A 25763-nucleotide genomic window follows, 5' to 3' on the forward strand; every position below is an offset into this window, starting at 1 on the left:
AGACCCTCACCGAAGCCACCCGCTTCACCGACACCTGGGTCGACTTCGCCATCACCCGCAAGTCCTGGGGCTACGACGCCGACCAGCGGCCCTCCCCCCCCCCCCCCCCCCCCCCCCCCCCCCCCCGCCCCCCCCCCCCCCCCCCCCGGCCGGGGGGGGGGGGGCGGGGTGGGTGTTTTCCCACCCGCCCGCCCGTTCTGCCCGCTGCCTGGGTGAGGGACCAGTGGGTGGTGGCCCGCCGTTGACGGCGTGCGCGCCATGCATGGACGCCCACCTTCGGCGAGCCTCGCTTCCCACCCCACCCGCCCGTCCTGCCCCCTGACACAAGCCGAGCAACCACTGGGTAGCGGACCGCCATCGGCCACCCGCGCGCCATGCATGGACGCCCACCTTCGGCCGGCCTCGCTTCCCACCCCGCCCGCCCGTCCTGCCCCCTGACACAAGCCGAGCAACCACTGGGTGATGCCCCGCCATTGGCCACCCGCGCGCCGTGCGAGGGCTCGCGGGGCTGCCTACTTTCGCTTTGGCTTTTTGCGTGCCGCCGGGTTCCCCGTGCGGGTGCCTCGGCGGCGTTCGTACTGGGTTCGGGCCGTTTCGTATTCCGTGCGGTGCAGGGCTTCGCCGGGGGCCTCTGTGAACGTACGGAAGAAGTAGGCCAGCAGCGAGCCGATGAAGCCGATGGCCTTCAGGCCCTGGAGCGAGCGGTCCGCGTCGGGGTCGGCGGGGCGGGTCGAGAAGCCCTCCCAGGTCTTGCGGAACGCCAGCGCGCTGCAGATCGCGAACATCACCACGACCAGCACGTTCACGAATCCGCCGGTGTTCGCGATCTGCAGGCCCTCGTACGCGAGGCGCAGCACGAAGCACGCCGCCACCGCCGCGGCCAGCGAGCCGATCGCCGCGCCGGCTCGGCGCAGGCCGTATCCGTTGTCGTGGTCGACCCACGTCGTGCCGAAGAAACGGATCGGCTCGGGCTGCGGTCCGGTCGCGGCAGTCGCAGCGGGTGCCGCCTTGCCGTTTCGGGCATCGGCCGCGTTGCCTTCGTCGGCCCCGCTCCGGTCGACGGCGCCGCTGCCGGAAACGGCCTCCCTGCCGTCACCAGGCCCCTTCCGGCCGACGGCCCGCCCGCCGTCACCGAGCCCCGTCCCGGCACCGGCCCCGTTCCCGCCGTCCTCGGCCCCCTTGCCGCCCGCGGCGCTGTTCTCGCTCATGGGGTCGATTATCCCGGACCGGGGCGGCCGGAAGGCGCGGGGCGCAAGGCGCTTCGCGGGAAGTGGGGTTCGTCGGCTGCGGGCCGGTCGTGACTGATCGTGCCCATCGCGGCGGAGCCGCACGATGTCACAGCCCCGCGCCCCTTCAGGGCGCGGTATCGCACCGGACTTCCACAAGACCCCTCAGCCGCAGCGCGCCGCCACGTACCCGTCGCTTCCCGTCTTCACGTACGCGTCCGACACAAAGCGGCCGTTGCCGATATTGTCCCAGATGTTCGAGGTGCCGTACGGGCCCGAGACCGTCGTGCCCGGGGTCTGGCAGTTCACCGGGACCGTTGCGCCCTGGGGCAGGACGTCGACCACGGCGTAACCCGTGCCGGGGCCGCTGCGTACGTTCAGTTCGCAGCCCGGCGCCACCGGATAACGTGACATTTGCATCTCCCCCATCCGCTTCACTCTGTGTGCAACACGCAGGCTAGCAAGCCCCTCGGACCCGTACGCCCCATCGACTAGGCTCCGTCGGACGCGGGCGTACAACGGACACATGGGGGTGGGCCATGGCGTCGCCTCGCAGTATCGGGTTCGGGGCGGAGAGTGCCGAGGATCCGGAATCCGTCGGGGCCTACCGGCTCGAATCCGTACTCGGGTCGGGCGGCATGGGTGTGGTGCATCTGGCCACCTCCCCCTCCGGCATGCGGCTCGCCGTCAAGGTCGTGCACGCCCAGCACGCCGCCGATCCGGAATTCCGGGCGCGGTTCCGGCAGGAGGTGTCGGCGGCCCGGCGGGTCAGCGGGGCCTTCACCGCCTCCGTCGTGGACGCCGATCCGGATGCCGCCCGGCCCTGGATGGCCACCCTGCACATTCCGGGGCCCACCCTCGCCGAACGGGTCAAGGACAGCGGGCCGTTGGCCGCCGCGGAGGTGCGCCGGCTCGGGGCCGGGCTCGCCGAGGCGCTGCGCGACATCCACCGGGCCGGGGTGGTGCACCGCGACCTCAAGCCGAGCAACGTGCTGCTCGCCGCCGACGGGCCCAAGGTCATCGACTTCGGGATCTCGCGTCCGTACGACAGTGATCTGCGGACGGAGACCGGAAAGCTGATCGGTACGCCGCCGTTCATGGCTCCCGAGCAGTTCCAGCGGCCCCGCGAGGTCGGGCCCGCCGCGGACGTGTTCGCCATGGGGGCGGTACTCGTGCACGCCGCCACCGGCAGCGGGCCCTTCGACTCGGAGTCGCCGTACGTCGTCGCGTACCAAGTGGTGCACAACGAGCCGGACTTGGGCGGCGTGCCCGAGGATCTCGTACCGGTGCTCCGCGGCTGCCTCGCCAAGAATCCCGCCGACCGGCCCACCCCGGACGAGCTGATGTCCGCACTGCGGTCCGCCGCGTACGGGTCAGAGGCCTCCATCCCGACGCAGCGGTTCCAGAACCCGGTGCGGGACGAGGGTTCCTCCGGCGAGGAACGTTCCTCCGGTGGCGGCAGGAAGGGGCCGGCACGCCGTCGTACCCGCTGGGTCCTCGCCGCGCTCGCGCTCGTAGGGGTCGCCGGCGCAGGTCTGGCGGGCGTGCAGGCGCTGCCCGACGGGACCGGTACCGAGACCGCGGCCGCCGCCCCCAAGCAGGCCGGTGCTCCTCAATTCCGGCCCTGGACAGTGCAGTTGCCCGGAAGCGGTGGCGAGAACCGGGTGGCCTTCTGCTCCGTCGGCGGCCATGGCGACGACGGCCGCTCGCTCTACTGCGCCGCGCCCGGCGTCTCCGTCGCCCGGCTCGATCCCTTCAGCGGGAAGGTGCTGTGGTCCGTGCCCGGGGCGGGCGCCGCCATACTCTCCGACGACCTCGCCCCGGTCGTCGCCGGCGGCCGGGTGCTCGTGCGGGTTCCCGGGGGCGGGGCCCTGCGCGCCTACGACCCCGGCACCGGGAAGCAGGTGTGGTCCGCGGACGTTTCGGCGTACTCCGGAGTGCATCCCGCGGGCGACACCGTGCTGCTGTCCACCGCCGACGGGCAGGTCACCGCGCTCAACTCCCTTACCGGGGTGGAGAAATGGCGGAAGCGGGTCGGGGACCGGCGGTCGCAGTGGCTGATGTCCGGCGAAGGTGAGGGGGGTACGCCCGGCAACGGCAAGGCGGCCGGGGCCCAGACCGGCGACGGCAAGGGGCTCGCGTTCGTCGCCACGCCCTCCGCCGACGGCGCCTCGACCTCCGTCGCCGCCGTTGATCCGGCCACCGGCGCCGTGCGGTGGCAGAGCCGCGTCGACGGGCGGCTCCACCCGGTCGCGGCCGACGCCAAGGCCCTGTTCCTGCTGACGACCGACCCCAGCGGGTTCACCTCGGCCGTCGTACGCCTCGACACCGCCACCCGTGCCGTCCGCCGCACCCCGCTCGCCGCACCGCTCGACCAGGCGCAGGCCGGGGCCGAAGGGGACACGGTGTACGTCTTCGGGGCGGGCGGGGCGCTCGTCGCGGTGGACTCGGTACGCGGCGGAGAGAGGTGGCGGCTCGACACCGGCGTGGCTCGCGCCTCGCGGCCCGTCGCCTCGGACGGCCGGGTGTATCTGACCGGCGCCGACGGCAGGCTGCTCGCCTTCGACGCCCGCAAGGGCGTGCTCGCCGGGCAGACCAACCCCCGTATGAACGGCGGGCGTTACACCTTCACGCCCGCCCTTCCCGCACCGCTCACCGCCGGGGGCAAGGTGTATGCCGCCGCCCCCGACGGGTCGGTGTTCGCGGTCGATCCCGGTGATGTCGCCACCTGGTAGGGCGGCGACAGCCGTACCGGGACCGCCGCGTCAGCCCAGTTTCGAGACGTCGCGGACCGCGCCGCGGTCGGCGCTGGTGGCCATCGCCGCGTAGGCGCGCAGCGCGGCCGAGACCTTGCGCTCGCGGTCCTTCGGGGCGTACACCCCGTTCAGCGCCTCGCGGCGGGTCGCCAACTCGGCGTCGGGGACCAGGAGTTGGATCGTACGGTTCGGGATGTCGATCCGGATGCGGTCGCCGTCCTCGACCAGCGCGATGGTGCCGCCGGACGCCGCCTCGGGCGAGGCGTGGCCGATGGAGAGGCCCGAGGTGCCGCCGGAGAAGCGGCCGTCGGTGATCAGCGCGCAGGTCTTGCCGAGGCCGCGGCCCTTGAGGAACGACGTCGGGTACAGCATCTCCTGCATGCCGGGGCCGCCCTTGGGGCCCTCGTAGCGGATCACCACGACGTCGCCGTGCGTGATCTCCTTGCGGAGGATCTTGTCGACGGCCTCCTCCTGCGACTCGCAGACGACCGCGGGCCCCTCGAAGGTCCAGATCGACTCGTCGACGCCGGCCGTCTTCACGACGCAGCCGTCCTCGGCGAGGTTGCCGTGCAGGACCGCGAGGCCGCCGTCCTTGCTGTACGCGTGGGCCGCGTCCCGGATGCAGCCCTCGGCGGCGTCGGTGTCCAGGGTGTCCCAGCGCTCGGACTGCGAGAACGCCGTGGCGGAGCGGACGCAGCCGGGGGCCGCGTGCCACAGCTCGACCGCCTCGGCGGACGGGGAGCCTCCGCGCACGTCCCAGGTGTCCAGCCACTCCTTGATGGAGCGGGAGTGGACGGTGTGCACGTCCTCGTTGAGCAGGCCCGCGCGGTACAGCTCGCCGAGGATCGCGGGGATGCCGCCGGCGCGGTGCACGTCCTCCATGTAGTACGTGCGGTTCTTGGCGACGTTCGGGGCGACCTTGGCCAGGCACGGGACGCGGCGGCTGATGGCGTCCATGTCCGCGAGGCCGTAGTCCAGCTCGGCCTCCTGGGCGGCGGCCAGCAGGTGCAGGATCGTGTTGGTGGAGCCGCCCATGGCGATGTCGAGCGCCATGGCGTTCTCGAACGCGGCGCGGGTCGCGATGGAGCGCGGGAGGACCGAGTGGTCGTCCTGCTCGTAGTGCCGCTTGGTGATCTCGACGACCGTGCGGGCCGCGTTCTCGTACAGGGCGCGGCGGGCGGTGTGGGTCGCCAGGACCGAGCCGTTGCCGGGCAGGCTCAGGCCGATGGCCTCGGTCAGGCAGTTCATCGAGTTGGCGGTGAACATGCCGGAACAGGAGCCGCAGGTGGGGCAGGCGTTCTCCTCGATGCGGAGGATGTCCTCGTCGGAGATCTTGTCGTTGACGGCGTCCGAGATCGCGTCGACCAGGTCGAGCGTACGGACCGTGCCGTCGACCAGGGTCGCCTTGCCGGCCTCCATCGGGCCGCCGGAGACGAAGACGGTGGGGATGTTGAGGCGGAGCGCCGCCATCAGCATGCCGGGGGTGATCTTGTCGCAGTTGGAGATGCAGATCAGGGCGTCCGCGCAGTGCGCCTCGACCATGTACTCCACGCTGTCCGCGATGAGGTCGCGGGAGGGGAGGCTGTAGAGCATGCCGCCGTGGCCCATCGCGATGCCGTCGTCCACGGCGATCGTGTTGAACTCGCGGGGCACCGCGCCAGCGGCCAGGATGGCCTCGCTCACGATGCGGCCGACCGGGGCGAGGTGGGTGTGGCCCGGCACGAACTCGGTGAAGCTGTTCGCCACGGCGATGATCGGCTTGCCGATGTCCTCGCTCGCTACACCGGAGGCCCGCATAAGGGCGCGGGCGCCCGCCATGTTGCGGCCGTGGGTGACTGTGCGGGACCTCAGCTCGGGCATCGTCGCTCGTCTCCTTCAGACAGGGTGGGCTGTCTGCGAGCCTACGCCGGTGCTCCAAGATTTGGACAGGGTGTCTGGATGCCGAGACGGCCGGCTCGCCCTTTGGTCAGGGGGCTGCGCGGGCCGAGGGCCAGGGGGAACCCCCATGACGGGCTGGGAACTGCGGCGGGCCTCAGCCGAAAACCAAGCCCCTCCGGCGAGTGCCGGCTCAGGCCTCCGTCAAGTACCTCTGGAGCGTCGGTGCGACCAGGGTCACGATCGACTCCGGGTCCGCCGAGGCCAGGGGCTCCACCTCCAGTACGTACCGCAGGATCGCGATTCCGATCATGTGGGACGCCGCCAGTTCCGCGCGGAAGCGGGGGTCGGGGACCTTCAGGTCGGCCGCCACGCGCTCCAGGAGGCGGCGCAGCACGAACCCGCGCAGGACCTTCGCCGCCGCCTCGTGGGTGAGCGCCGAGCGGATCACGGCGATCAGCGGGGTGCGCGTCGCCGGGTTCTCCCAGACGGAGAGGAAGTAGCGGGCGAGGCGTTCGCCCACGCCGTCGAGGTCGCGGCCGAGGACCGCCGACAGCGTCAGCGCCGGTTCGAAGTCGACTTCGACGGCCGCCGCGAAGACCTCGTCCTTCGTGCCGAAGTAGTGGTGGACGAGCGCCGCGTCGACCCCGGCCGCCTTGGCGATGCCGCGCACGGACGTCTTGTCGTAGCCCCGGCCGGAGAACTCGGCGCGGGCCGCGGCCAGGATGCGTTCGCGGGCGCCGGGTCCCGCCTCGACGGAGGCCCGCGGCGGGCGGCCGCGGCGGCGCGGGGTGGCCGGGCCCGTGCCGTCCGGGTAGTCCGTCATGCGCGGCGGGCCGGGGCGGACGCCAGGTGCAGCCGGGTGAAGGCGAGCGCCTCCGCGAGGTCGGCCTCGCGTTCGGCCGCGGACATGGCGCGCCGGGTGTTGACCTCGATGACGACGTGTCCGCCGAAGCCGGTCAGGGCGAGGCGTTCGAGGAGTTCCGCGCACGGCTGGGTGCCGCGGCCCGGCACCAGGTGTTCGTCCTTGGCCGAGCCGCGCCCGTCGGCGAGGTGGACGTGGGCGAGCCGGTCGCCCATCCGGTCGACCATGGCCAGCGCGTCCGTACGGGAGGTCGCGGCGTGCGAGAGGTCGACCGTGAAGTTGCGGTAGTCGTCCTTGGTGACGTCCCAGTCGGGGGCGTACGCCAGCATTTCGCGGTCCCGGTAGCGCCACGGGTACATGTTCTCGACGGCGAATCGCACATCGGTCTCGTCGGCCATCCGCCAGATGCCGCTGACGAAGTCGCGGGAGTACTGGCGCTGCCAGCGGAACGGGGGATGGACCACCACCGTGGAGGCGCCGAGCCGCTCCGCCGCCGACCGGGCCCGCTGGAGCTTGACCCAGGGATCGGTGGACCAGACCCGCTGGGTGATCAGCAGACACGGCGCGTGGACGGCCAGGATCGGCACCTGGTGGTAGTCGGAGAGCCGCCGCAGGGCTTCGATGTCCTGGCTGACGGGGTCGGTCCAGACCATGACCTCGACGCCGTCGTAGCCCAGGCGCGCGGCGATCTCGAAGGCCGTCGCCGTCGACTCCGGATAGACCGAGGCCGTCGACAGGGCGACCTTCGCATCCGGGATGCGCACCACTGGATCTGCCACGGAGACAGGGTACGGGCCCCCGCCGCCGGGCGGGGAGGCGGTCCGGGGAGCCCGACGAACGTCACACTCACCGGTAACGACGAACGTCGCACTCGCCGGTATCCGAACCCGTCACTCCGCCGGAAGGTGGTCGAGGTGGCGCAGGATCACGCCCTCGCGCAGCGCCCAGGGGCAGACCTCCAGCTCATCGATGGCGAACAGGTCCATCGCGCCCTCCGCGACCAGCGCCCCGGCGAGCAGCTGGCGCGCCCGGCCCTCGGAGACACCGGGCAGCGTGGCGCGCTGCTCGGCCGTCATGGCGGCGAGCTTGGGCACCCACTCCTCAAGTGAGCCACGACTCAGAGTGCGCTGGACGTAGGCCCCCTCACTGGACCGGGCGGCCCCCGCGATCCGGGCGAGCTGCTTGAACGTCTTCGACGTGGCCACCACGTGGTCGGGCCGGCCCGAGCGCGTGAACTCGCCGACGGTCCCCGCGATCTGGGCCCGTACGTGCCGGCGCAGCGCCCGTACGTCGGCCGGGTCCGGCGGGTCGCCCGGCAGCCAGGCGGCGGTCAGCCGTCCGGCGCCCAGCGGCAGCGACACCGCCGCGTCGGGATCCTCGTCGATGCCGTACGCGACTTCGAGGGAGCCGCCGCCGATGTCGAGCAGGAGCAGCTTCCCGGCCGACCAGCCGTACCAGCGGCGGGCCGCCAGAAAGGTGAGCCGGGCCTCCTCCTCGCCGGACAGGACCGGCAGCTCCACGCCGGTCTCGTCGCGGACCCGGGCGATCACCTGGTCGATGTTGCTGGCCTCGCGGACCGCGGAGGTCGCGAAGGGCAGCAGTTCCTGGACACCCTTGTCCTCGGCGGCCATAAGCGCGCCGCTGATCGTGGCGACCAGCCGGTCTACGCCTTCCGGTCCGATCGCACCGTCCCCGTCGAGGAGTTCGGCGAGCCGCAGCTCCGCCTTGTGCGAGTGCGCGGGCAGCGGCGCGGCACCGGCGTGCGCGTCCACCACCAGCAGATGAACCGTGTTCGACCCCACATCGAGGACTCCGAGTCTCATGGAGTGAACGCTACTGCGCGTGCGGACACGGGCTCGGACATACGCTTGACCCGTGCCAAAGACGAAAAAGGCGAAGCCGGGCAAAGCCGGGGCCGCGAAGAACCCCGCCCAGCGGACCCAGGACGAGCAGGGGATCGACTTCCCGCGCGCCTGGGTCGAATTCCCCGACCCCGCCGACGACGAGCAGGTCTTCCGCTGCGACCTGACCTGGCTCACCTCGCGGTGGACCTGCATCTTCGGCAGCGGCTGCCAGGGCATCGAGGCGGGCCGGGCCGACGACGGCTGCTGCACGCTGGGTGCCCACTTCTCCGAGAAGGACGACGAGAAGCGGGTGGCCGGGCACGTGGCGCGGCTCACCCCTGAGCTGTGGCAGTTCCACGACGTGGGCACCGAGTCGGGCTGGATCCAGACCGACGACGACGGCGAGCGCCAGACCCGCCGCTGGAAGGGTTCCTGCATCTTCCAGAACCGGCCGGGTTTCGCGGGCGGCGCCGGCTGCTCGCTGCACATCCTGGCCCTGAAGGAGGGCAAGGAGCCGCTGGAGACCAAGCCGGACGTGTGCTGGCAGCTGCCGGTGCGCCGGACGTACGACTGGATCGAGCGGCCCGACGACACCAAGGTGCTGCAGATCTCGATCGGCGAGTACGACCGCCGCGGCTGGGGTCCGGGCGGCCACGACCTGCACTGGTGGTGCACCTCGGCGACCTCCGCCCACGGCGCGGGCGAGCCGGTGTACGTGACGTACAAGCCGGAGCTGACCGAGCTCATGGGCAAGAAGGCGTACGGCGTGCTCGTGGAGCAGTGCGAGGCGCGGCTCGCCTCGCAGCTGCCGCTGGTCGCCCCCCACCCGGCCGACCCCAAGCGGTAACCGGCTTACGGATTACGGCAGTTGGGCCCCTCCCGGTCAGCCCTTGTGGGTGGCCGGGGGTGGCGGCGGGGTCCGGGTCGGCGAGGCGGGCGGGGTCGGCGTCGGGCTGGACGTCGGCCGTGGCGGCGTGGGCGCGGGGCTGCTCGGCGGGCTCTGCGCGGGCGGGGTCGACGGCGGCGCGCTGGATCCGGGCGGGCCGGGGTGGCCCGGGTCGCCGGGGCTGGGCGAGGCCGGCGGGCCGACCGGGGTGCCGTCGCCCGAGATGCGTACCGCGGCGCCCGAGGGCTCGACCTCGACCCGTACCGACCAGGCGTGGTGCGGCTCCTGGGCGTGCTCGACGCGGATGTACACGGTGACGCTGCGGCCGGGCGCGAGCCGGCCCGCGCTCTGGCTGAAGGAGAGCCAGGGGGCGTGGCTGCGCAGCGACCAGTCGACCGGTGAGCCCCCGGTCGAGGTGAGCGTGAGCACGGTCGTGTCGCCCGCCGAGCTCGCCGCGACCGCGAGCCGGCCGGGGCCCGCCGGGGCGGCCGAGGGGCTGATGACCTCGACGGAGACGTCGGGGGCGCGGCTGCCGGCGGTGAAGCGGCCGTCGGGTTCGCTGCGGGCGTTGCCCGCGTTCTCGTAGCGGTCGTACGGGTGCCCGTTCAGCCCGCCCGGAGTGTCGGCCTCGCTGGCGGTGACCTTCGTGCCGCCGTGGGTCTCGCCGGTGGACGGGGCGCCGCGGTAGGCGGCCCAGAGCGCGAAGACGGGCGCCGCGACGACGGTCGCCACGACGGTGGTGGTCACCGCCCTCGCCCGCAGCCGGTCGCGCCGGGCGGCCCGGTCCTTGGGGTCCATCGGGAACCCGGTCCGGTCGAAGCGCGGGGCCCCGCCGCGCGTCCGCGGCACATTCAGCATCGCGGCCTGCGCGGCGGCCCGCGGCGCCTCGGCCAGCGGCAGCGCGGCCGGGGTGACGGTCGAGCCGGGCCAGGGGCTGCCCGCGCCCGCGCGTTCGGCGGCGCGGCGGCAGCGGGGGCAGTCGTCCACGTGCCGGACCAGTTCCCGGCGCAGCGCGGCGGAGAGCAACACCTGGTGGTCGCCGGTCAGTTGGGCGACCGTGGGGCAGCCGCCCATCTCCACGACGGCGAGCGCGGCCCGGGTCCGCTCGACCTCGCAGGCGCCCGCGGCGAGGAGTTCGCGGGCGGCCGGGTAGGTCATGCCGAGCACGGCGGCGACCTCGCGGGCACCCAGCTGGTGGCGGACCGCGAGTTCGAGGGCCTCGCGCTGCTCAGGGGTGGTGCCGGCGGCCTCGGGCCAGGCGAGCAGGGCGAGTTCGCGGCGGCGGCGCTCGTGCTCCTCCTCGGAGACCGCGGCGGCGGGGGCCTCTTCGGGCACGCGTCCCGTGTGGGCGCCCTGCCGGTTGCGTCTGCGCTCGGCCAGCTTGCGCAGACAGGCCCAGCGGGCCAGCGCGTACAGCCATGCCCTGCGTTCGGCCTCGCCCTCGGGACATCGCGCGTACTGGCGCTCGGAGACGGCGAGTATGTCGCCGAGGGCTGCGGTCGCCTCGTCGTGGTCGCACAGGACGGACAGGCAGTACGTGAACAGGCCGTCGAGATGGGCCTCGTAACGCGCGGGCGGGCGCTGGGCCAACGTGCGGGGCCCACGGTCGTGCGCCCGGTGTGCGCCGGTGTCGTGCGCTGGTTGATCCCGTCTGCTGCTCGTCACGCGAGCGACCGTAGGGGGAGGATCAGAGCTTCTTCGTACCGGTTGAACACATTTAATCCTTACGGGTGAACGTATCCCTCAAAAGAGGACAGGAACCGGGGCTTCCATGGCATTCCATGGCGGACCCCTCACGCACAGTGCAAACGGACGCAAGCAGTCGGGGCGGTGCGGGGCGGAGCAGGACCACCCGAACGGCGGGGCGCGGACATGCCGGACCCCGCGCCCGGAAGGCGGAAGGCACCCCGCACCACCGGCCGACCGGCGGCCCGTACGGGAATGTCAGTGGCCCCCTATACGGTGACGACATGGCTGCCCGTACTAAATCCGCGAAGGACCGGCCGTCCTACCGCTGCACCGAATGCGGCTGGACCACCGCCAAGTGGCTCGGCCGCTGCCCCGAGTGCCAGGCCTGGGGGACGGTCGAGGAGTACGGCGCGCCCGCGGTCCGTACGACGGCGGCGGGCCGGGTCTCCACGGCCGCGCTGCCCATCGGCCAGGTGGACGGCCGCCAGGCGACCGCCCGCACCACCGGCGTGGCCGAGCTGGACCGCGTCCTGGGCGGCGGCCTGGTGCCCGGCGCGGTGGTGCTGCTCGCGGGCGAGCCCGGCGTCGGCAAGTCCACGCTGCTCCTGGACGTCGCGGCGAAGGCGGCCACCGACGACCACCGCACGCTGTACATCACGGGCGAGGAGTCGGCGAGCCAGGTCCGGCTGCGCGCCGACCGCATCAAGGCGCTCAACGACCACCTCTACCTGGCGGCCGAGACGGACCTGTCCGCCGTCCTCGGCCACCTCGACGCGGTGAAGCCGTCCCTGCTCGTCCTCGACTCCGTGCAGACCGTCGCGTCGCCCGAGATCGACGGCGCACCCGGCGGCATGGCCCAGGTCCGCGAGGTCGCGGGCGCGCTGATCCGCGCCTCCAAGGAGCGTGGCATGTCCACGCTCCTGGTCGGCCACGTCACGAAGGACGGCGCGATCGCGGGCCCCCGCCTGCTGGAGCACCTCGTGGACGTGGTGCTCTCCTTCGAGGGCGACCGGCACGCGCGCCTGCGTCTCGTACGAGGCGTCAAGAACCGGTACGGGGCGACCGACGAGGTCGGCTGCTTCGAACTGCACGACGAGGGCATCACCGGACTCGCCGACCCCAGCGGCCTGTTCCTCACCCGCCGCGACGTGGCCGTGCCCGGCACCTGTCTGACGGTCACCCTCGAAGGCCGCCGCCCCCTGGTCGCCGAGGTCCAGGCGCTCACGGTCGACTCGCAGATCCCCTCCCCCCGCCGCACCACCTCCGGTCTGGAGACCTCCCGCGTCTCGATGATGCTCGCGGTGCTCGAACAGCGCGGCCGCATCACCGCGCTCGGCAAGCGCGACATCTACAGCGCGACGGTCGGCGGGGTGAAGCTCTCCGAGCCCGCCGCGGACCTGGCGATCGCGCTGGCCCTGGCCTCGGCGGCCAGCGACACCCCGCTGCCCAAGAACCTGGTCGCGATCGGCGAGGTGGGCCTGGCGGGCGAGGTCAGAAGGGTCACCGGGGTCCAGCGCCGGCTCGCCGAAGCACACCGGCTCGGCTTCACCCACGCCCTGGTGCCGACCGACCCGGGCAAGGTCCCGGCCGGTATGAAGGTCACGGAAGTCGCCGACATGGGGGACGCGCTGCGGGTGCTCCCGCGCGGGCGTCGTGCACAGGCCCCACGGGAGGAGTAGCCGCGCCGGTAGACTTTGCCCTGGTCTCGCCCGTCCGTACGAGCAGTACGCGAGCAGTACGCGCCGTATGAGCAACACCGGAGGAGTGCAGTGGCAGCCAACGACCGGGCATCAGCACCCGGAAAGTCCGGCACAGGCTCCGGTAACGAAGCACTGATGCGCGCCGCCCTGAGCGCCGTCGCGCCCGGCACCGCGCTCCGCGACGGCCTGGAGCGCATCCTGCGCGGCAACACCGGCGGTCTGATCGTCCTCGGCCTGGACAAGACCGTCGACTCGATGTGCACGGGCGGCTTCGTCCTGGACGTCGAATTCACCGCGACGCGGCTGCGCGAGCTGTGCAAGCTCGACGGCGCGCTCGTGCTCGACAAGGACATCACCAAGATCCACCGGGCCGGTGTGCAGCTGGTCCCGGACGCCGGCATCCCCACCGAGGAGACCGGCACCCGCCACCGCACCGCGGACCGCGTCTCCAAGCAGTGCAACTTCCCGGTCGTCTCGGTCTCCCAGTCGATGCGCCTGATCGCGCTGTACGTGAACGGGGAGCGCCGGGTCCTGGAGGAGTCGGCGGCGATCCTGTCCCGCGCCAACCAGGCCCTCGCCACCCTGGAGCGCTACAAGCTCCGCCTGGACGAGGTGGCGGGCACGCTGTCCGCGCTCGAAATCGAGGACCTGGTGACGGTCCGGGACGTCACGGCGGTCGCCCAGCGCCTGGAGATGGTCCGCCGCATCGCGACGGAAATCGCCGAGTACGTAGTGGAGTTGGGCACCGACGGGCGGCTGCTCTCCCTCCAGCTGGACGAGTTGATCGCGGGCGTCGAGCCCGAGCGCGAACTGGTGGTCCGGGACTACGTCCCCGAGCCCACCGCCAAGCGCTCCCGCACGGTCGACGAGGCGCTGCGAGAGCTCAACGACCTCACCCACGCCGAGCTCCTCGAACTGCCCATAGTGGCAAGGGCGTTGGGCTACAGCGGCTCGCCCGAGACGCTGGACTCGGCGGTGTCGCCGCGCGGGTACCGGCTGCTCGCGAAGGTGCCGCGGCTGCCGGGCGCGATCATCGAGCGGCTCGTGGAGCACTTCGGCGGCCTCCAGAAGCTGCTCGCCGCCTCGGTGGACGACCTCCAGACCGTCGACGGGGTCGGCGAGGCGCGGGCGCGGAGCGTGCGCGAGGGGCTCTCGCGGCTGGCGGAGTCCTCCATCCTGGAGCGGTACGTCTAGCTCACCCCGGACCCCTGGGGGCTCCGCCCCTCAATCTCCCCCAGGGTCTGAAGGGCCAGGGGGACCCCCCATGAGGGGCGGGGCCTAATCCTTGGCCAGACCGAAGGACGCCCTCGCCACCGGCAGGCCCGGGAACCTCGCCTCGACCAGGTATGTGCCCGCGCCCACCGCCCCCACCGGCGGAGTCGCACACGTCGGCATGCTCTTCGTGCGGTCCCACTCCACGGTGTGGATGATCGAGTCGTCCCCCGGCACCTGGAAGAACACGCTGCCGTCCCCGACCGCGCAGTCGTCCGTCGACCACACCCGGTCGTTGCCGGTGGAGGTGACCGTCACGACCGCCCCCTTGGGCCCGAGGTCCGCCTTGCAGGTGGACGCCGAGTTGTTCTTGAGGACGACTTCGAGGCGGGGCTTCTCCCCCAGCGGGTACGAGGTCTTGGTGGTGCGCAGCGTCAGGGTCAGCGAGCCGGGCGCACAGGTGGGCAGGCTGGACCCGGCCGGCACCTGACGGCCGGTGTTGCCGCTGCCCGAACTCCCGCCGCCGGAGCCTGAGTTGGAGCCGGACGAGCCGCCCGATCCGCTACTCGTACCGCCGTCGCCGGAGCTGCCGCCACCCGAGCCGCCGGAACCTCCGGAGCCGCCCGAACCGCTGGACTCGTCGCGGCCGCCCGGCGCGGTGCTGACGGCGGGTCCGGAGCCGGACGGCCCCGGGGTGATCGAGTGCGTGGGAAGCGGGCCCTTGTCGTTGCCGGCGCTCTTGCTGCCGCTGCCACCACCGGAAGTGACGACCCATAGGACGAGGATCGCGAGCAACGCGATCAAGGACAGCGCGACCGCCCTCCGTCGCCAGTAGATGGAGGAGGGAAGCGGCCCGACCGGATTGCGCAGAGATCCCACGTACCGAACCTTACGAGAGATCGGCGCCAACTCCCGCCCCACCCGCCGCCTCTCGTACCAAGTTTTCCGGATCATCATTCTGGAGGAGGGTCCGCGGCGGGTTCGGCGCCTCCCCGCCGTTCGTGGTCGGCCCCCGGGAATGATCCATACTGTCCGTCACCATGGATAGTGAGCTCTACCGCAACATCACCGACTTCGCCCACGACACGCCGTCCTGGGTGCAGCACATCGTCGAGGTCTGGACGGAGTTCGGCCTGCTCCTGTTCGGCGCGCTGTTCGTCGTCGCCTGGTGGCGGGCCCGCCGCCGCGACACGGCCTCGCTCGCGCTCGCCGTGCTGGCGCCACTGGCGACGGCGGTCGCCTACCTCTGCAGCGAGGTGATCAAGTCGCTGATCGACGAGGAGCGGCCCTGCCGGGCGGTGGCGGGCGCGGCGGCCTCGCTGATCGCCTGCCCGGTCAACGGCGACTGGTCGTTCCCCTCCAACCACGCCACCATCGCGGGCGCCGCCGCCCTCGCGCTGGCGCTCGCCTGGTCCCGGATCTGGCTGCTCACCGTGCCGATGGCGCTGGCGATGGCCTTCTCGCGGGTCTTCGTCGGGGTGCACTATCCGCACGACGTGGCGGTCGGCCTGGCACTCGGCGTGGTCGTCGCGCTGCTCGTCGTCAAGGCGGGCACCAGGCCCGTGCGGGCGCTGGCCGAGGCGATGCGTACGAGCGACGTCTCGGCGGTCGCCTGGTTCGCCGGACCCGGCGCACCGCTGCACGCGCGGCAGCACGCGCGCCGCTGAGCGCCCTCGCGCGCCCCCTTCGCGGGCCGATCGTGCCAGGATCGGCCCTGCGATGAACATTCAGCCGACGATGCCCACCGTGCCCATGAACGAGACGACCGAGCCCGCCGTCCTCCACGAATCCGTCATCGGATGGTTCGGCGAGCACGCCCGCGACCTGCCCTGGCGGCGCCCCGAGGCGGGCGCCTGGGGTGTGATGGTCAGCGAGTTCATGCTCCAGCAGACCCCGGTCAGCCGGGTGCTCCCGGTGTACGAGCAGTGGCTGGCCCGCTGGCCGCGCCCGGCCGACCTGGCCGCCGAGGCCCCCGGCGAGGCGGTACGCGCCTGGGGCCGGCTCGGCTACCCGCGCCGCGCGCTGCGGCTGCACGGCGCGGCCCTCGCCATAACGGAGCGGCACGGCGGCGACGTACCGGCCGATCACGGTCAGCTGCTCGCGCTGCCCGGCATCGGCGAGTACACGGCGGCCGCGGTCGCCTCGTTCGCGTACGGGCAGCGGCACGCGGTCCTGGACACCAATGTGCGCCGGGTCTTCGCACGGGCGGTGACCGGTGTGCAGTACCCGCCGACCGCCACCACCGCGGCCGAGCGGCGCCTGGCCCGCGCGCTGCTGCCCGAGGACGAGGCCACCGCGGCCCGCTGGGCGGCGGCCTCCATGGAGCTCGGCGCGCTGGTCTGCACGGCGAAGAACGAGACGTGCGTACGCTGCCCGATCGCCGCTCAGTGCGCCTGGCGGCTGGCCGACAAGCCCGCGCACGAGGGCCCGGCGCGGCGCGGGCAGACCTATGCGGGCACCGACCGCCAGGTGCGCGGCAGGCTGCTCGCGGTGCTGCGCGAGGCCACTGATCCGGTACCGCAGTCGGCGCTCGACGCGGTGTGGCACGAGCCGGTGCAGCGGGCCAGGGCGCTCGACACTCTGGTCGCGGACGGTCTCGTGGAGCCCCTCGCCGACGGTTTCTACCGGTTGCCGCACTCCTGATCCCGGGCGTGTCCGAGTGTGTCCGTAACGCCCGAAACGGCGGCCTTACCCCTGGGAAACGGCGGTAAACCTCGGCTGTTACACAACCGATGGCTCTCCGTGCGTCTGCCGACGGCTCCTCCGCACAGCCCCGTGACAAGTCCTCCGTAGCTTCATTCCGGTAAGCGACCAGCAGGACGAGCTGGACCAGCTCACGGGGACGACGGAGGCGGTTGGGTATGGCGCAGGGCGAGGTGCTTGAGTTCGAAGAGTACGTACGCACCCGGCAGGATGCTCTTCTGCGCAGTGCCCGGCGGCTCGTTCCGGACCCGGTGGACGCACAGGACCTGCTGCAGACCGCGCTGGCCCGCACCTACGGCCGCTGGGACGGCATCGCCGACAAGACGCTCGCCGACGCCTACCTGCGCCGGGTCATGATCAACACCCGGACCGAGTGGTGGCGGGCCCGCAAGCTCGAAGAGGTTCCGACCGAGCAGCTGCCCGACGCCCGCGTCGAGGACGGCTCCGAGCAGCGCGCCGACCGCGCCCTGCTGATGGACGTCCTGAAGGTGCTCGCCCCCAAGCAGCGCAGCGTGGTCGTGCTCCGCCACTGGGAGCAGATGAGCACCGAGGAGACCGCCGCGGCGCTCGGCATGTCGGCCGGCACCGTCAAGAGCACGCTGCACCGCGCGCTGGCCCGGCTCCGCCAGGAGCTGGAGAGCCGCGAGCTGGACTTCCGTGCCCTGGAGCACGGCACGGTGCGCGAGGTAAAGGGGCGGGAGCGGTGCGCGGCCTAGGCAACGGCAGAGGCGGCGCGCGCGCTCTGACGGCGGGGACCACGGCACTGGCCGGGCTCTCCGCCCTCGGGCTGCTGATGGCCGGCTGCTCCACCGGCGGCACCGGCACCCGGGACGAGGGCGAGGCCCCCCGTACCGACAAGGCCGCCCACGCCTCGCCGTCGCCGAGCGCGTCGAGCGCGGCCCCGTTCAACAAGGTCGACCCGGTGCAGCTGCTCAAGGCCGACCCGAAGGTCAGCGCCCGCGTCAAGGCCGACCTCAAGCCCTGCACCAAGAACGAGTACCCGGTGGACGTGACGTACGGGCACCTGACCGGCACGACCGGCCAGGACGTCATAGTGAACGTCATGAACTGCGGCGACGCCGTCGGACTCGGCACGTACGTGTACCGCGCCTCGGGCACCTCGTACGACAACGTCTTCACCGCCGAGGAGGCGCCGGTCTACGCCGAGATCGACCGGGGCGAGCTGGTGGTGACCCGGCAGATGTACGCGCCGGGCGACAAGCCGGCCTTCGCGTCCAGCGAGATCGTGACCACCTACCGCTGGTCGGGCAGCAAATTCGCCCAGCAGGACGAGGTGGAGAACGACTACAGCAAGGCGGTCGGCGGCAACGAGACCACGCCCCCGGTGCCCGCGGCGCCCTGACCCGGGCCGCCGGGCCGGCGACCGGGGACACGGCCATGCCGCAGACTGGTACTGCGCCCGGACCCACCGCACGACCGCCGGGCGACGGAAACGACCGCCGGAGAACTGAGAGAGCAGCGCGATGGCCGAAACCCATGTTCTGTTCGTCGAGGACGACGACGTCATCCGTGAAGCCACCCAACTCGCCCTGGAGCGCGACGGCTTCACCGTGACCGCCATGCCCGACGGGCTCTCCGGCCTGGAGGCGTTCCGCGCCGACCGGCCGGACATCGCCCTGCTCGACGTGATGCTGCCGGGCCTGGACGGCGTCAGCCTGTGCCGCCGGATCCGCGACGAGTCGACCGTGCCGGTGATCATGCTGTCCGCGCGCGCCGACTCCATCGATGTCGTCCTCGGCCTGGAGGCCGGTGCCGACGACTACGTCACCAAGCCCTTCGACGGCGCCGTCCTGGTCGCCCGGATCCGCGCCGTGCTGCGCCGTTTCGGCCATGCGGCGGGCGGCCCCGGCACCGTCGAGACGGTCGAGGAGGCGCCCGAGCGCGGGGTGCTCGCCTTCGGCGACATCGAGATCGACACCGAGGGCATGGAGGTCCGCAAGGGCGGCGAGACCGTCGCGCTGACCCCGACCGAGATGCGGCTGCTGCTCGAATTCTCCTCGGCGCCCGGCACCGTGCTCTCCCGCGACAAGCTCCTTGAGCGCGTGTGGGACTACGGCTGGGGCGGCGACACCCGGGTCGTGGACGTGCACGTACAGCGGCTGCGCACCAAGATCGGGCAGGACCGGATCGAGACCGTGCGTGGCTTCGGCTACAAGTTGAAGGCGTGAGGGGGCGATGAGGCGCCCCGCCCTGCGGACCGGCATCCGGTGGAAGATCAGCATCGCCATCACGGCGGTCGGCGCGCTCACCGTGATGGCGCTGAGCCTCGTCGTGCACAACGCGGCGCGCGTCTCGATGCTCGACAACGCCCGCGAGGTGCAGGTCGAGCGGCTCAACTTCGCGCAGAACTACTACGAGACCAGCAACAAGCGGGTCCGCTTCGGCACCAAGCTCAACGATCCCGCGCTGCCTGCCGCCCTGAAGGCCAAGGCCCTCCAGGGGCGCAAGGTCTCCTCCGTACAGGACCACGACAGCGGCGCGCCCGACATCTGGGCCGCCGTGCCCGTCGGCAACGGCGACGTCCTGTCGCTGCACTCCAGCTTCACCGACCGCAGCTCCAGCGTGATAGCGGACCTCGACCGCGCCCTGGTCATCGGCTCGGTCGCGGTCGTCTTCGGCGGCTGCGCGCTCGGCATCCTCATCGGCGGCCAGATCTCGCGCCGGCTGCGCAAGGCGGCCGACGCGGCGGGCAAGGTCGCCGAGGGCAACACGGAAGTACGGGTACGGGACGCCATCGGCGGCTTCGTACGCGACGAGACCGACGAGCTCGCCCGTGCCGTGGACGCGCTCACCGATGCGCTCCAGGAGCGCATCGAGGCCGAGCGCCGGGTCACCGCGGACATCGCGCACGAGCTGCGCACCCCGGTCACCGGGCTGCTCACCGCGGCCGAACTGCTGCCGCCCGGCCGCCCCACCGAGCTCGTGCGCAACCGGGCGCAGGCCATGCGCACGCTGGTCGAGGACGTGCTTGAGGTGGCCCGGCTGGACAGCGCCTCCGAGCGGGCCGAGCTGCAGGAGATCGCGCTCGGCGAGTTCGTCAGCCGGCGGGTCGCCGTGTTCGACCCCGAGGTGAAGGTGCTGGTCGTCCACGAGTCCTCGGTCAACACCGACCCGCGGCGCCTGGAACGCATTCTGGGCAACCTCCTGGGCAATGCCGCCAAGCACGGCAAGGGGCCGGTCGAGGTCACCGTCGAGGGCCGGGTCGTACGGATCCGCGACCACGGGCCCGGCTTCCCCGAGGCGCTGCTGCGCGACGGGCCGAGCCGGTTCCGCACCGGGTCGAGCGACCGGGCGGGCAACGGGCACGGCCTGGGCCTGACGATCGCCGCGGGCCAGGCGAGGGTGCTCGGCGCCCGGCTCACCTTCCGCAACGCGGCGCCCGAGGGCGCACCCAACGCGGAGGGCACCGGCGGCGCGATCGCCGTCCTCTGGCTCCCCGAACACGCCCCGACGAACACGGGCAGCTTCCCGGCCCAGCCGCCGGGCGGCAACGGGCGCTAGCGGCCAACCGTCCTGCGCTGACCGGGATCGGGAAGGCGCCAACCGCGGTCAGCGACAAGGCTGTTGACCGTGCATGCGGGCAAGCACACGGGCGAGCACACCTCCCCTCCCCTCCCCTTCCCGAACGGGCGCCGGTCCCCGGAAGCACCCTGAACTTCCCTTCCCAGAGGGGGAGTTGAAGGCTCCGGAGGCCGAACGGCGGGGCACCTGGTTCGAGTTGTTCTGCGATTGTTCGCGGGCAGCGTGGGGACCTCCGACAGCGCGGACAGGGGCTTCGCGCTGTCGTACCTGGGCGCACGCCTCGGCGCTGTTCTGGGCGGGCGGGGCACTGCTCGCGCCTTTGGGGCCGGTACGGTACGGGATCTGGGCGGGCGGAATGGTGGTCGACCCGGTCACCCCGCTGGTCTCGGGCGGCCGGATCGCGCGCGCCCCGCACCATGCCGAGCATCTGCGGTGGCAGCGGAGCCGAGCCATCGGCCCCGCGCACCAGAACCGCCCTGGCCCCTGGGGGCTGCCCACCCGCCCACCCGTGACTCGGAGTTGAGAAGGCTGACCCCTGGGGCTGCGCCCCAGACCCCCTGAGGGGCTCCGCCCCTCGAACCCCGGCGGGGGCTCCGCCCCCTGCACCCCCTTCGGGGGGGCGCCACTTGGGCCCGCCGAAGGGTAGGGGCGATGGCGCCGACGCCCTTACCCTTCGGCGGGGTGCGACCGCCGGACGGGGTTCCGGTCAACTGGGGGGGGCGGCCGACGGCCGAGTACGCGTCGGCGGGGGCGGCCGACCGCCAGGCCATAGGTCAGCCAAGGTACGGCCAACCGCCGGGCACTCGGGGGCGGCCGTTGGACGGGGTCGGGTCAGCCGGAGGTGGTTACTCCTTCGCCGCCTGCTGGATCCGTACCAGGTTGCCCGACGGGTCGCGGAAGGCGCAGTCACGCGGCCCCCAGGGCTGGTCGATGGGCTCCTGCAGTACCTCGGCGCCCGATGCCCGTACCTTCTCGAAGGTCGCGTCAAGATCGTCGGTCCTGAAGACCCACATCGGCAGAACGCCCTTGGTGAGCAGTTCCTGCAGCGCGTCGCCGTCGCCCTGGGAGCGGCCGGCGTGCGGTTCCGAGAGCACCATTTCGAGGCCCGGCTGAGTCGTGCTGCCGAGGGTGACCCAGCGGAATCCGCCGGAAGCGACGTCGTTGCGCACTTCGAGGCCGAGCGCGTCGCGGTAGAACGCGAGCGACTCGTCGAGGTCGTTGACGGTGATGTGGCAGTACTGGAGTGCGATGGTCATGCCGCCAACGCTAAGCGGCGGTGTCGCCGCCCGCTTCTCGAATCCTGCTCGGCGGATTCCTCGTCGGGCGGGTCCGCACCTTCGCCACGCACGCGGGCATCGCGGCCACGGCGGAGTGCTCCCGGACGCGGTACGCGCTCGGCGTCTCCCCCACCACCTCGGTGAACCGCGAGCTGAACGAACCGAGCGAGGTACAGCCGACCGTCATGCACGCGTCGGTCACGCTCATCCCCCCGCGCAGCAGCGCCATCGCGCGCTCGATGCGGCGGGTCATGAGGTAGCTGTACGGCGTCTCGCCGTAGGCGGCCCGGAACCGTCGCGAGAAGTGCGCCGGCGACATGAGCGCATGCCGAGCCATCGTCGGCACATCGAGCGGCTGCGCGTACTCCCGGTCGATCAGATCCCGCGCTCGGCGCAGATGCGCGAGGTTGGCGAGCTCTTCGGGAGTCATGAAACGAAGCTACCACCGGGGGCGGAAGGTACGAGGCGAGTCTCAGGACGACGCCTCATCCAAGTGCCGCACGGGCGGGGGCTAGGGGCGCAGGGGGTCTGGGGCGCAGCCCCAGAGACACTTTCCCACCCCGCCGAACGGACGGGTGGGCCCCCGGGCGCAGGAGCCGAAGCCCCCGCAAGGGGTCTGGGGCGCAGCCCCAGCAAGCCCTTCCCACCCTGCCGAACGGACGGGCGGGACCACCCGGGGGCGCAGGGGGCGGAGCCCCCGCAGGGGGTCTGGGGCGGAGCCCCAGGAGCACCTTTCCATCCTGCCGAACGGGCGGGTGGGCGGGAAACCCCCCGGGGGCGAAGCCCCGCAGGGGGTCCGGGGCGGAGCCCCGGGAACACCGCCCCGCCGCTCGGGCGGAGCGCCCCGGTCAGGCCACCCGCTCCGACGGCACCGCATCCGCCACCGGCGCCGCCTTGTCCGACACCTCCGGCCCGGAACCCCGCAGCGGCACCTCCTTCACGAACAGCGCCGCCACGAACATCGCCACCGCGATCACCGAGCCGACCAGGAACGTCCCGTGCGTACCGGAGGAGACGGCGTACTGGTACGCCTCCCGGACCGGCGCCGGCAGCTTCGCCAGGCTCGCCGCGTCCAGCTGCGCCGAGGCCAGCTTGCCCGCGCCGGACGACGCCGCGGAGCCGAGGCGCCGGGCCATCTCGTCGCCCACCCGGTTCGTGAAGATCGCGCCCATGATCGAGACGCCGAAGGAGGAGCCGAGCGTACGGAACAGGGTCGTGGAGGACGAGGCGACGCCCATGTCCTTCATCTCGACGCTGTTCTGCGCGACCAGCATGGTGATCTGCATCAGGAAGCCCATGCCCGCGCCGAGCACCGCCATGTAGACGCCCGACATGAGGCGGGTCGTGGTGGTGTCCATCGTGGAGAGCAGGAACAGGCCGACCACGACCAGCGCGCCGCCCAGGATCGGGAAGATCTTGTACTTGCCGCTGTTGGTGGTGACCCGGCCCGCGATCAGCGAGACGACCATCATCGAGAGCAGCATCGGCAGCAGCAGCAGACCGGAGTTGGTGGCGGAGGCACCCTGCACGGTCTGCTGGTACAGCGGCAGGAACAGCATCGCGCCGAACATCACGAAGCCGGTGAGGAAGCCGATCCCGGACATGAGCGAGAAGTTGCGGTTGCGGAAGATGTGCAGCGGCACGATCGGCTCGGCGGCCCTGGTCTCGACGAACAGGAAGCCGACGACCGCGACGACGCCGAGCGCGATGAGCTCCATGATGATCGCGGAGCCCCAGGCGTACTGCGAGCCGCCCCAGGTGGTGACCAGGACGATCGAGGTGATGCCGACGGTCAGCAGGATCGTACCGAGGTAGTCGATCCGGCCGCGGGAGCGCTTCTTGGGCAGGTGCAGTACGGCGGTGACCATGGCGAGCGCGACCGCGCCCAGCGGGAGGTTGATGTAGAAGGTCCAGCGCCAGCCGAGGTGGTCGGTGATGGCGCCGCCGACCAGCGGCCCGCCGATCATCGCGAGCGCCATGACGCCGGCCATCATGCCCTGGTACTTGCCGCGGTCCCGGGGCGGAATCAGGTCGCCGATGATCGCCATGACGCCGACCATGAGGCCGCCCGCGCCGAGGCCCTGCACCGCGCGGAAGCCGATGAGCTGGGTCATGTCCTGCGCCATGCCGCTGAGCGCGGAGCCGAGCAGGAAGATCGCGATGGAGGTGAGGAAGGCGCCCTTGCGCCCGTACATGTCGCCGAGCTTGCCCCAGATCGGCGTGGACGCGGCGGTGGCCAGGGTGTAGGCGGTCACCACCCAGGACAGGTGCTCAAGGCCTCCGAGCTCGCCCACGATCGTCGGCATCGCCGTGTTGACGATCATGTTGTCCAGCATGGCGAGCAGCATCGCGATCATGAGCGCGAGCAGGACGACCCGCACGCTGCGTGGCTGCGGTGCTTCGGACACCCCCGCCCCGGTCGCCTTCTCGTCCGGTATCCCCGTAGCCATCGTCCCCAACTCCCTGAAGCGTCTTGCCTGCCGTTCACCGGGCGGGGCACTTACTTGCCGCCCGGCTAGTTACCACTACACTGGGGAAGGTAGACCCCAACTTGCCGGGCGTCAAGCAAGTTACTGACAAACGGCACGGCCGCCGGGGGACGGCGACCGCACGTATTCGGGAGAGCGGCATGGCCAGAGGAAACACCCGCCAGCGGATCCAGGACGTTGCCCTGGAGCTCTTCGGTGAGCAGGGGTACGAGAAGACCTCGCTGCGCGAGATCGCCGAGCGGCTCGATGTGACGAAGGCCGCCCTCTACTACCACTTCAAAACCAAGGAAGACATCATCATCAGCCTCTTCCAGGACCTCACCAGGCCCATGGACGAGGTGATCGAGTGGGGGCGGGAGCGGCCGCAGACCCTGGAGACCAAGCTGGAGATCCTGCGCCGCTACAGCGAGGCCCTCGTCGGGGCGGAACCGCTGTTCCGGTTCATGCAGGAGAACCAGGCGGCCATGCGCGAGCTGAGCATCGGCGAGATGTTCAAGAAGCGGATGCACGCGATGGTCGACCTGCTGAAGGATCCGGACGCCTCCTTGTCCGACCAGATCCGCTGCTTCACGGCGCTGTTCTCGATGCACGCCGGAATGTTCGTCCTCAAGGAGGTGGAGGGCGACCCCGAGGACAAGCGCAAGAGCATCCTCGAAGTCGCGGGCGACCTGGTCGTCCAGGCCCACCACGGCGTGGACCAGGGCAAGGAAGAGAAGGACCAGGCGGACCAGACGGACTAGACGGTCACGCCCACCGTCCGCAGGAAGGCGACCGGATTGACGGCCGAGCCGTAGTTCGGCGTCGTACGGATCTCGAAGTGCAGGTGCGGGCCGCTGGAGTTGCCGGTGTTGCCGGACAGCGCGATCCGCTGGCCGGTGGTCACGCCCTGGCCGACGCGTACGTCGATCCGCGAGAGGTGGGCGTACTGCGAGTACGTGTTGTCGGCGTGCCTGATGACGATCGCGTTGCCGTACGCGGGGCCGTCACCCGCGCCGCCCGGTCCCGCCTTGACGACGGTGCCGCCGTGCGCGGCCGCGACGCTCGTGCCGCTCGGCACCGCGAAGTCCTGCCCGGAGTGCTTGTGCGACCACATCGAACCGCCCAGGCCGAAGCTCGCGCTCAGCGCGTAGTGCTCGACCGGCTGCGCCCAGGACGCGGCCTTGGCGGCCACCGCCTGCCGCACCGCGGCGGCCGCCTTGGTCTGCGCCCTGGCCTGGTCGGCGACGGCGGTCGTGATGGCGGCGCTCGTGACGGGACCGGCGGCGTACACCTCGTCGGCGACCGCGACACCCGTACCGAGAACCGTCACGGCCCCCAGTCCGGCGAGGGCGGCGACGCCCTCGGCGCGGCGGCGGAACGTGGACGGGCGGGTGGGCTGGGAGGTGGTGCGCTGGGGCATGCGGGGGCTCTTCCGTACGGCGACAGGGACCGCCACCGGTCGTGGCCCGGCGGCATGCGCCGACCCGGCACGCACAGGGCACACCGGGTCGGCCCCACCTTGGTAACCCGCACCCCCATCTCATCCCAAAACGCCCATCTACTAACGAAAGCCGTAACGATCAGCGAGGGAATGCCCGCAGCCCCCGGCCAACGGCCCCTATGGCGCGTAGTAGGCCCCGAACCCCCTGTGCGCCTTGTCACCGCAACTGGGCCCTAGGTCCTTCCCATTCAGGACCAACGGCCCTCAACCCTCGCTAC

23 protein-coding genes are annotated in these 25763 nt (G+C 72.2%); 11 read left to right on the forward strand and 12 right to left on the reverse strand.

Going from position 1 to position 25763, the window contains the following annotated elements; all coding sequences use genetic code 11:
* Positions 1-512: 512 nt before the first annotated feature.
* Both ACIQ8J_RS25235 and ACIQ8J_RS25240 read right to left on the reverse strand, forming a co-directional pair.
* Positions 513-962 carry a hypothetical protein gene (locus ACIQ8J_RS25235; protein ID WP_403274248.1) on the reverse strand — a complete coding sequence of 150 codons (450 nt, stop codon included), beginning with the start codon at positions 960-962 and terminating at the stop codon, positions 513-515.
* A 429-nt stretch (positions 963-1391) separates the two neighbouring features.
* Positions 1392-1655 carry a peptidase gene (locus ACIQ8J_RS25240; protein WP_403274233.1) on the reverse strand — a complete coding sequence of 88 codons (264 nt, stop codon included), beginning with the start codon at positions 1653-1655 and terminating at the stop codon, positions 1392-1394.
* A 110-nt stretch (positions 1656-1765) separates the two neighbouring features.
* Between ACIQ8J_RS25240 and ACIQ8J_RS25245 the strand changes: the two genes are divergently transcribed.
* Positions 1766-3961: a PQQ-binding-like beta-propeller repeat protein gene (locus ACIQ8J_RS25245; protein ID WP_403274232.1), complete on the forward strand. Its 2196-nt coding sequence runs from the start codon at positions 1766-1768 to the stop codon at positions 3959-3961.
* A gap of 30 nt (positions 3962-3991) precedes the next feature.
* Here ACIQ8J_RS25245 and ilvD read toward each other — a convergent pair whose 3' ends face one another.
* The 4 genes from ilvD to ACIQ8J_RS25265 all read right to left on the reverse strand — a co-directional run bounded on the left by ilvD (position 3992) and on the right by ACIQ8J_RS25265 (position 8545).
* Positions 3992-5842, reverse strand: a complete 1851-nt coding sequence (gene ilvD / locus ACIQ8J_RS25250) for a dihydroxy-acid dehydratase (RefSeq protein ID WP_403274231.1) — start codon at positions 5840-5842, stop codon at positions 3992-3994.
* 208 nt (positions 5843-6050) lie between these two features.
* The gene (locus ACIQ8J_RS25255; RefSeq protein WP_403274229.1) at positions 6051-6683 is read right to left on the reverse strand and encodes a TetR family transcriptional regulator; all 633 of its coding nucleotides are present in this window, start codon (positions 6681-6683) and stop codon (positions 6051-6053) included.
* Entirely contained in the window at positions 6680-7501 is an 822-nt protein-coding gene (locus ACIQ8J_RS25260) for a sugar phosphate isomerase/epimerase family protein (RefSeq protein ID WP_403274228.1), read from the reverse strand. The genes ACIQ8J_RS25255 and ACIQ8J_RS25260 overlap by 4 nt, the downstream gene beginning before the upstream one ends.
* 111 nt (positions 7502-7612) lie before the next feature.
* Positions 7613-8545, reverse strand: coding sequence for a Ppx/GppA family phosphatase (locus tag ACIQ8J_RS25265; protein WP_403274227.1), 933 nt, complete (start codon positions 8543-8545; stop codon positions 7613-7615).
* Positions 8546-8597: 52 nt separating this feature from the next.
* Here ACIQ8J_RS25265 and ACIQ8J_RS25270 point away from each other — a divergent pair, with 52 nt between their 5' ends.
* On the forward strand, positions 8598-9413 hold the full coding sequence (locus ACIQ8J_RS25270; RefSeq protein ID WP_403274226.1) for a hypothetical protein: 816 nt from the start codon (positions 8598-8600) through the stop codon (positions 9411-9413).
* A gap of 36 nt (positions 9414-9449) precedes the next feature.
* On the opposite strand, the gene ACIQ8J_RS25275 is transcribed toward ACIQ8J_RS25270, so the two are convergent.
* Positions 9450-11117 carry a hypothetical protein gene (locus ACIQ8J_RS25275; protein ID WP_403274225.1) on the reverse strand — a complete coding sequence of 556 codons (1668 nt, stop codon included), beginning with the start codon at positions 11115-11117 and terminating at the stop codon, positions 9450-9452.
* Positions 11118-11422: 305 nt separating this feature from the next.
* Between ACIQ8J_RS25275 and radA the strand changes: the two genes are divergently transcribed.
* Both radA and disA read left to right on the forward strand, forming a co-directional pair.
* Positions 11423-12820 carry a DNA repair protein RadA gene (radA, locus tag ACIQ8J_RS25280; RefSeq protein WP_403274224.1) on the forward strand — a complete coding sequence of 466 codons (1398 nt, stop codon included), beginning with the start codon at positions 11423-11425 and terminating at the stop codon, positions 12818-12820.
* 90 nt (positions 12821-12910) lie between these two features.
* Positions 12911-14035: a DNA integrity scanning diadenylate cyclase DisA gene (gene disA / locus ACIQ8J_RS25285; protein WP_403274222.1), complete on the forward strand. Its 1125-nt coding sequence runs from the start codon at positions 12911-12913 to the stop codon at positions 14033-14035.
* A gap of 84 nt (positions 14036-14119) precedes the next feature.
* Here the strand turns inward: disA and ACIQ8J_RS25290 are convergent, their stop codons facing one another.
* Positions 14120-14932, reverse strand: coding sequence for a hypothetical protein (locus ACIQ8J_RS25290; protein ID WP_403274220.1), 813 nt, complete (start codon positions 14930-14932; stop codon positions 14120-14122).
* Between the two features lie 161 nt (positions 14933-15093).
* Between ACIQ8J_RS25290 and ACIQ8J_RS25295 the strand changes: the two genes are divergently transcribed.
* The 6 genes from ACIQ8J_RS25295 (at position 15094) to cseC (ending at position 20278) form a co-directional block, all read left to right on the forward strand.
* Entirely contained in the window at positions 15094-15720 is a 627-nt protein-coding gene (locus ACIQ8J_RS25295) for a phosphatase PAP2 family protein (RefSeq protein WP_403274218.1), read from the forward strand.
* A 52-nt stretch (positions 15721-15772) separates the two neighbouring features.
* Positions 15773-16696: an A/G-specific adenine glycosylase gene (locus ACIQ8J_RS25300; RefSeq protein ID WP_403274217.1), complete on the forward strand. Its 924-nt coding sequence runs from the start codon at positions 15773-15775 to the stop codon at positions 16694-16696.
* 218 nt (positions 16697-16914) lie between these two features.
* Complete coding sequence (locus ACIQ8J_RS25305; protein ID WP_329463728.1) at positions 16915-17472, forward strand: SigE family RNA polymerase sigma factor; 558 nt, start codon at positions 16915-16917, stop codon at positions 17470-17472.
* Positions 17460-18119 (forward strand): hypothetical protein, encoded by a 660-nt coding sequence (locus tag ACIQ8J_RS25310; protein WP_403274216.1) that lies wholly within the window; start codon positions 17460-17462, stop codon positions 18117-18119. Before ACIQ8J_RS25305 ends, ACIQ8J_RS25310 begins: the two co-directional genes overlap by 13 nt.
* A 121-nt stretch (positions 18120-18240) precedes the next feature.
* Positions 18241-18945, forward strand: a complete 705-nt coding sequence (gene cseB, locus ACIQ8J_RS25315) for a two-component system response regulator CseB (protein WP_403274214.1) — start codon at positions 18241-18243, stop codon at positions 18943-18945.
* Positions 18946-18952: 7 nt separating this feature from the next.
* Positions 18953-20278, forward strand: a complete 1326-nt coding sequence (cseC, locus tag ACIQ8J_RS25320) for a two-component system sensor histidine kinase CseC (RefSeq protein ID WP_403274213.1) — start codon at positions 18953-18955, stop codon at positions 20276-20278.
* 866 nt (positions 20279-21144) lie between these two features.
* Here the strand turns inward: cseC and ACIQ8J_RS25325 are convergent.
* From ACIQ8J_RS25325 to ACIQ8J_RS25335, 3 genes are all read right to left on the reverse strand, one after another.
* On the reverse strand, positions 21145-21555 hold the full coding sequence (locus ACIQ8J_RS25325) for a VOC family protein (protein WP_403274211.1): 411 nt from the start codon (positions 21553-21555) through the stop codon (positions 21145-21147).
* A 10-nt stretch (positions 21556-21565) separates the two neighbouring features.
* On the reverse strand, positions 21566-22006 hold the full coding sequence (locus ACIQ8J_RS25330; RefSeq protein WP_403274209.1) for a helix-turn-helix transcriptional regulator: 441 nt from the start codon (positions 22004-22006) through the stop codon (positions 21566-21568).
* Positions 22007-22424: 418 nt separating this feature from the next.
* Positions 22425-24026 carry an MDR family MFS transporter gene (locus ACIQ8J_RS25335; protein WP_403274207.1) on the reverse strand — a complete coding sequence of 534 codons (1602 nt, stop codon included), beginning with the start codon at positions 24024-24026 and terminating at the stop codon, positions 22425-22427.
* A gap of 179 nt (positions 24027-24205) precedes the next feature.
* On the opposite strand from ACIQ8J_RS25335, the gene ACIQ8J_RS25340 reads away from it, so the two are divergent.
* Positions 24206-24805: a TetR/AcrR family transcriptional regulator gene (locus ACIQ8J_RS25340; protein WP_403274205.1), complete on the forward strand. Its 600-nt coding sequence runs from the start codon at positions 24206-24208 to the stop codon at positions 24803-24805.
* Here the strand turns inward: ACIQ8J_RS25340 and ACIQ8J_RS25345 are convergent.
* A complete protein-coding gene (locus ACIQ8J_RS25345) occupies positions 24802-25464 on the reverse strand; it encodes a M23 family metallopeptidase (RefSeq protein ID WP_403274203.1) in 663 nt (220 codons plus the stop codon). The two genes, ACIQ8J_RS25340 and ACIQ8J_RS25345, sit on opposite strands and share 4 nt — an antisense overlap.
* Positions 25465-25763 lie beyond the last annotated feature (299 nt).

Origin of the sequence: Streptomyces sp. NPDC094147 (assembly GCF_044764265.1) — a bacterium.
Taxonomy (GTDB): domain Bacteria; phylum Actinomycetota; class Actinomycetes; order Streptomycetales; family Streptomycetaceae; genus Streptomyces.

Excerpts from the sequence above, each read along its gene's own strand:
- ACIQ8J_RS25240 (WP_403274233.1), bottom strand. The coding sequence starts at position 1,655 with ATGGGGGAGATGCAAATGTCACGTTATCCGGTGGCGCCGGGCTGCGAA.
- ACIQ8J_RS25245 (WP_403274232.1), top strand. The coding sequence starts at position 1,766 with ATGGCGTCGCCTCGCAGTATCGGGTTCGGGGCGGAGAGTGCCGAGGAT.
- ilvD (WP_403274231.1), bottom strand. The coding sequence starts at position 5,842 with ATGCCCGAGCTGAGGTCCCGCACAGTCACCCACGGCCGCAACATGGCG.
- ACIQ8J_RS25255 (WP_403274229.1), bottom strand. The coding sequence starts at position 6,683 with ATGACGGACTACCCGGACGGCACGGGCCCGGCCACCCCGCGCCGCCGC.
- ACIQ8J_RS25265 (WP_403274227.1), bottom strand. The coding sequence starts at position 8,545 with ATGAGACTCGGAGTCCTCGATGTGGGGTCGAACACGGTTCATCTGCTG.
- radA (WP_403274224.1), top strand. The coding sequence starts at position 11,423 with ATGGCTGCCCGTACTAAATCCGCGAAGGACCGGCCGTCCTACCGCTGC.
- ACIQ8J_RS25295 (WP_403274218.1), top strand. The coding sequence starts at position 15,094 with ATGGATAGTGAGCTCTACCGCAACATCACCGACTTCGCCCACGACACG.
- ACIQ8J_RS25300 (WP_403274217.1), top strand. The coding sequence starts at position 15,773 with ATGAACATTCAGCCGACGATGCCCACCGTGCCCATGAACGAGACGACC.
- ACIQ8J_RS25305 (WP_329463728.1), top strand. The coding sequence starts at position 16,915 with ATGGCGCAGGGCGAGGTGCTTGAGTTCGAAGAGTACGTACGCACCCGG.
- cseB (WP_403274214.1), top strand. The coding sequence starts at position 18,241 with ATGGCCGAAACCCATGTTCTGTTCGTCGAGGACGACGACGTCATCCGT.
- cseC (WP_403274213.1), top strand. The coding sequence starts at position 18,953 with ATGAGGCGCCCCGCCCTGCGGACCGGCATCCGGTGGAAGATCAGCATC.
- ACIQ8J_RS25325 (WP_403274211.1), bottom strand. The coding sequence starts at position 21,555 with ATGACCATCGCACTCCAGTACTGCCACATCACCGTCAACGACCTCGAC.
- ACIQ8J_RS25330 (WP_403274209.1), bottom strand. The coding sequence starts at position 22,006 with ATGACTCCCGAAGAGCTCGCCAACCTCGCGCATCTGCGCCGAGCGCGG.
- ACIQ8J_RS25335 (WP_403274207.1), bottom strand. The coding sequence starts at position 24,026 with ATGGCTACGGGGATACCGGACGAGAAGGCGACCGGGGCGGGGGTGTCC.
- ACIQ8J_RS25340 (WP_403274205.1), top strand. The coding sequence starts at position 24,206 with ATGGCCAGAGGAAACACCCGCCAGCGGATCCAGGACGTTGCCCTGGAG.
- ACIQ8J_RS25345 (WP_403274203.1), bottom strand. The coding sequence starts at position 25,464 with ATGCCCCAGCGCACCACCTCCCAGCCCACCCGCCCGTCCACGTTCCGC.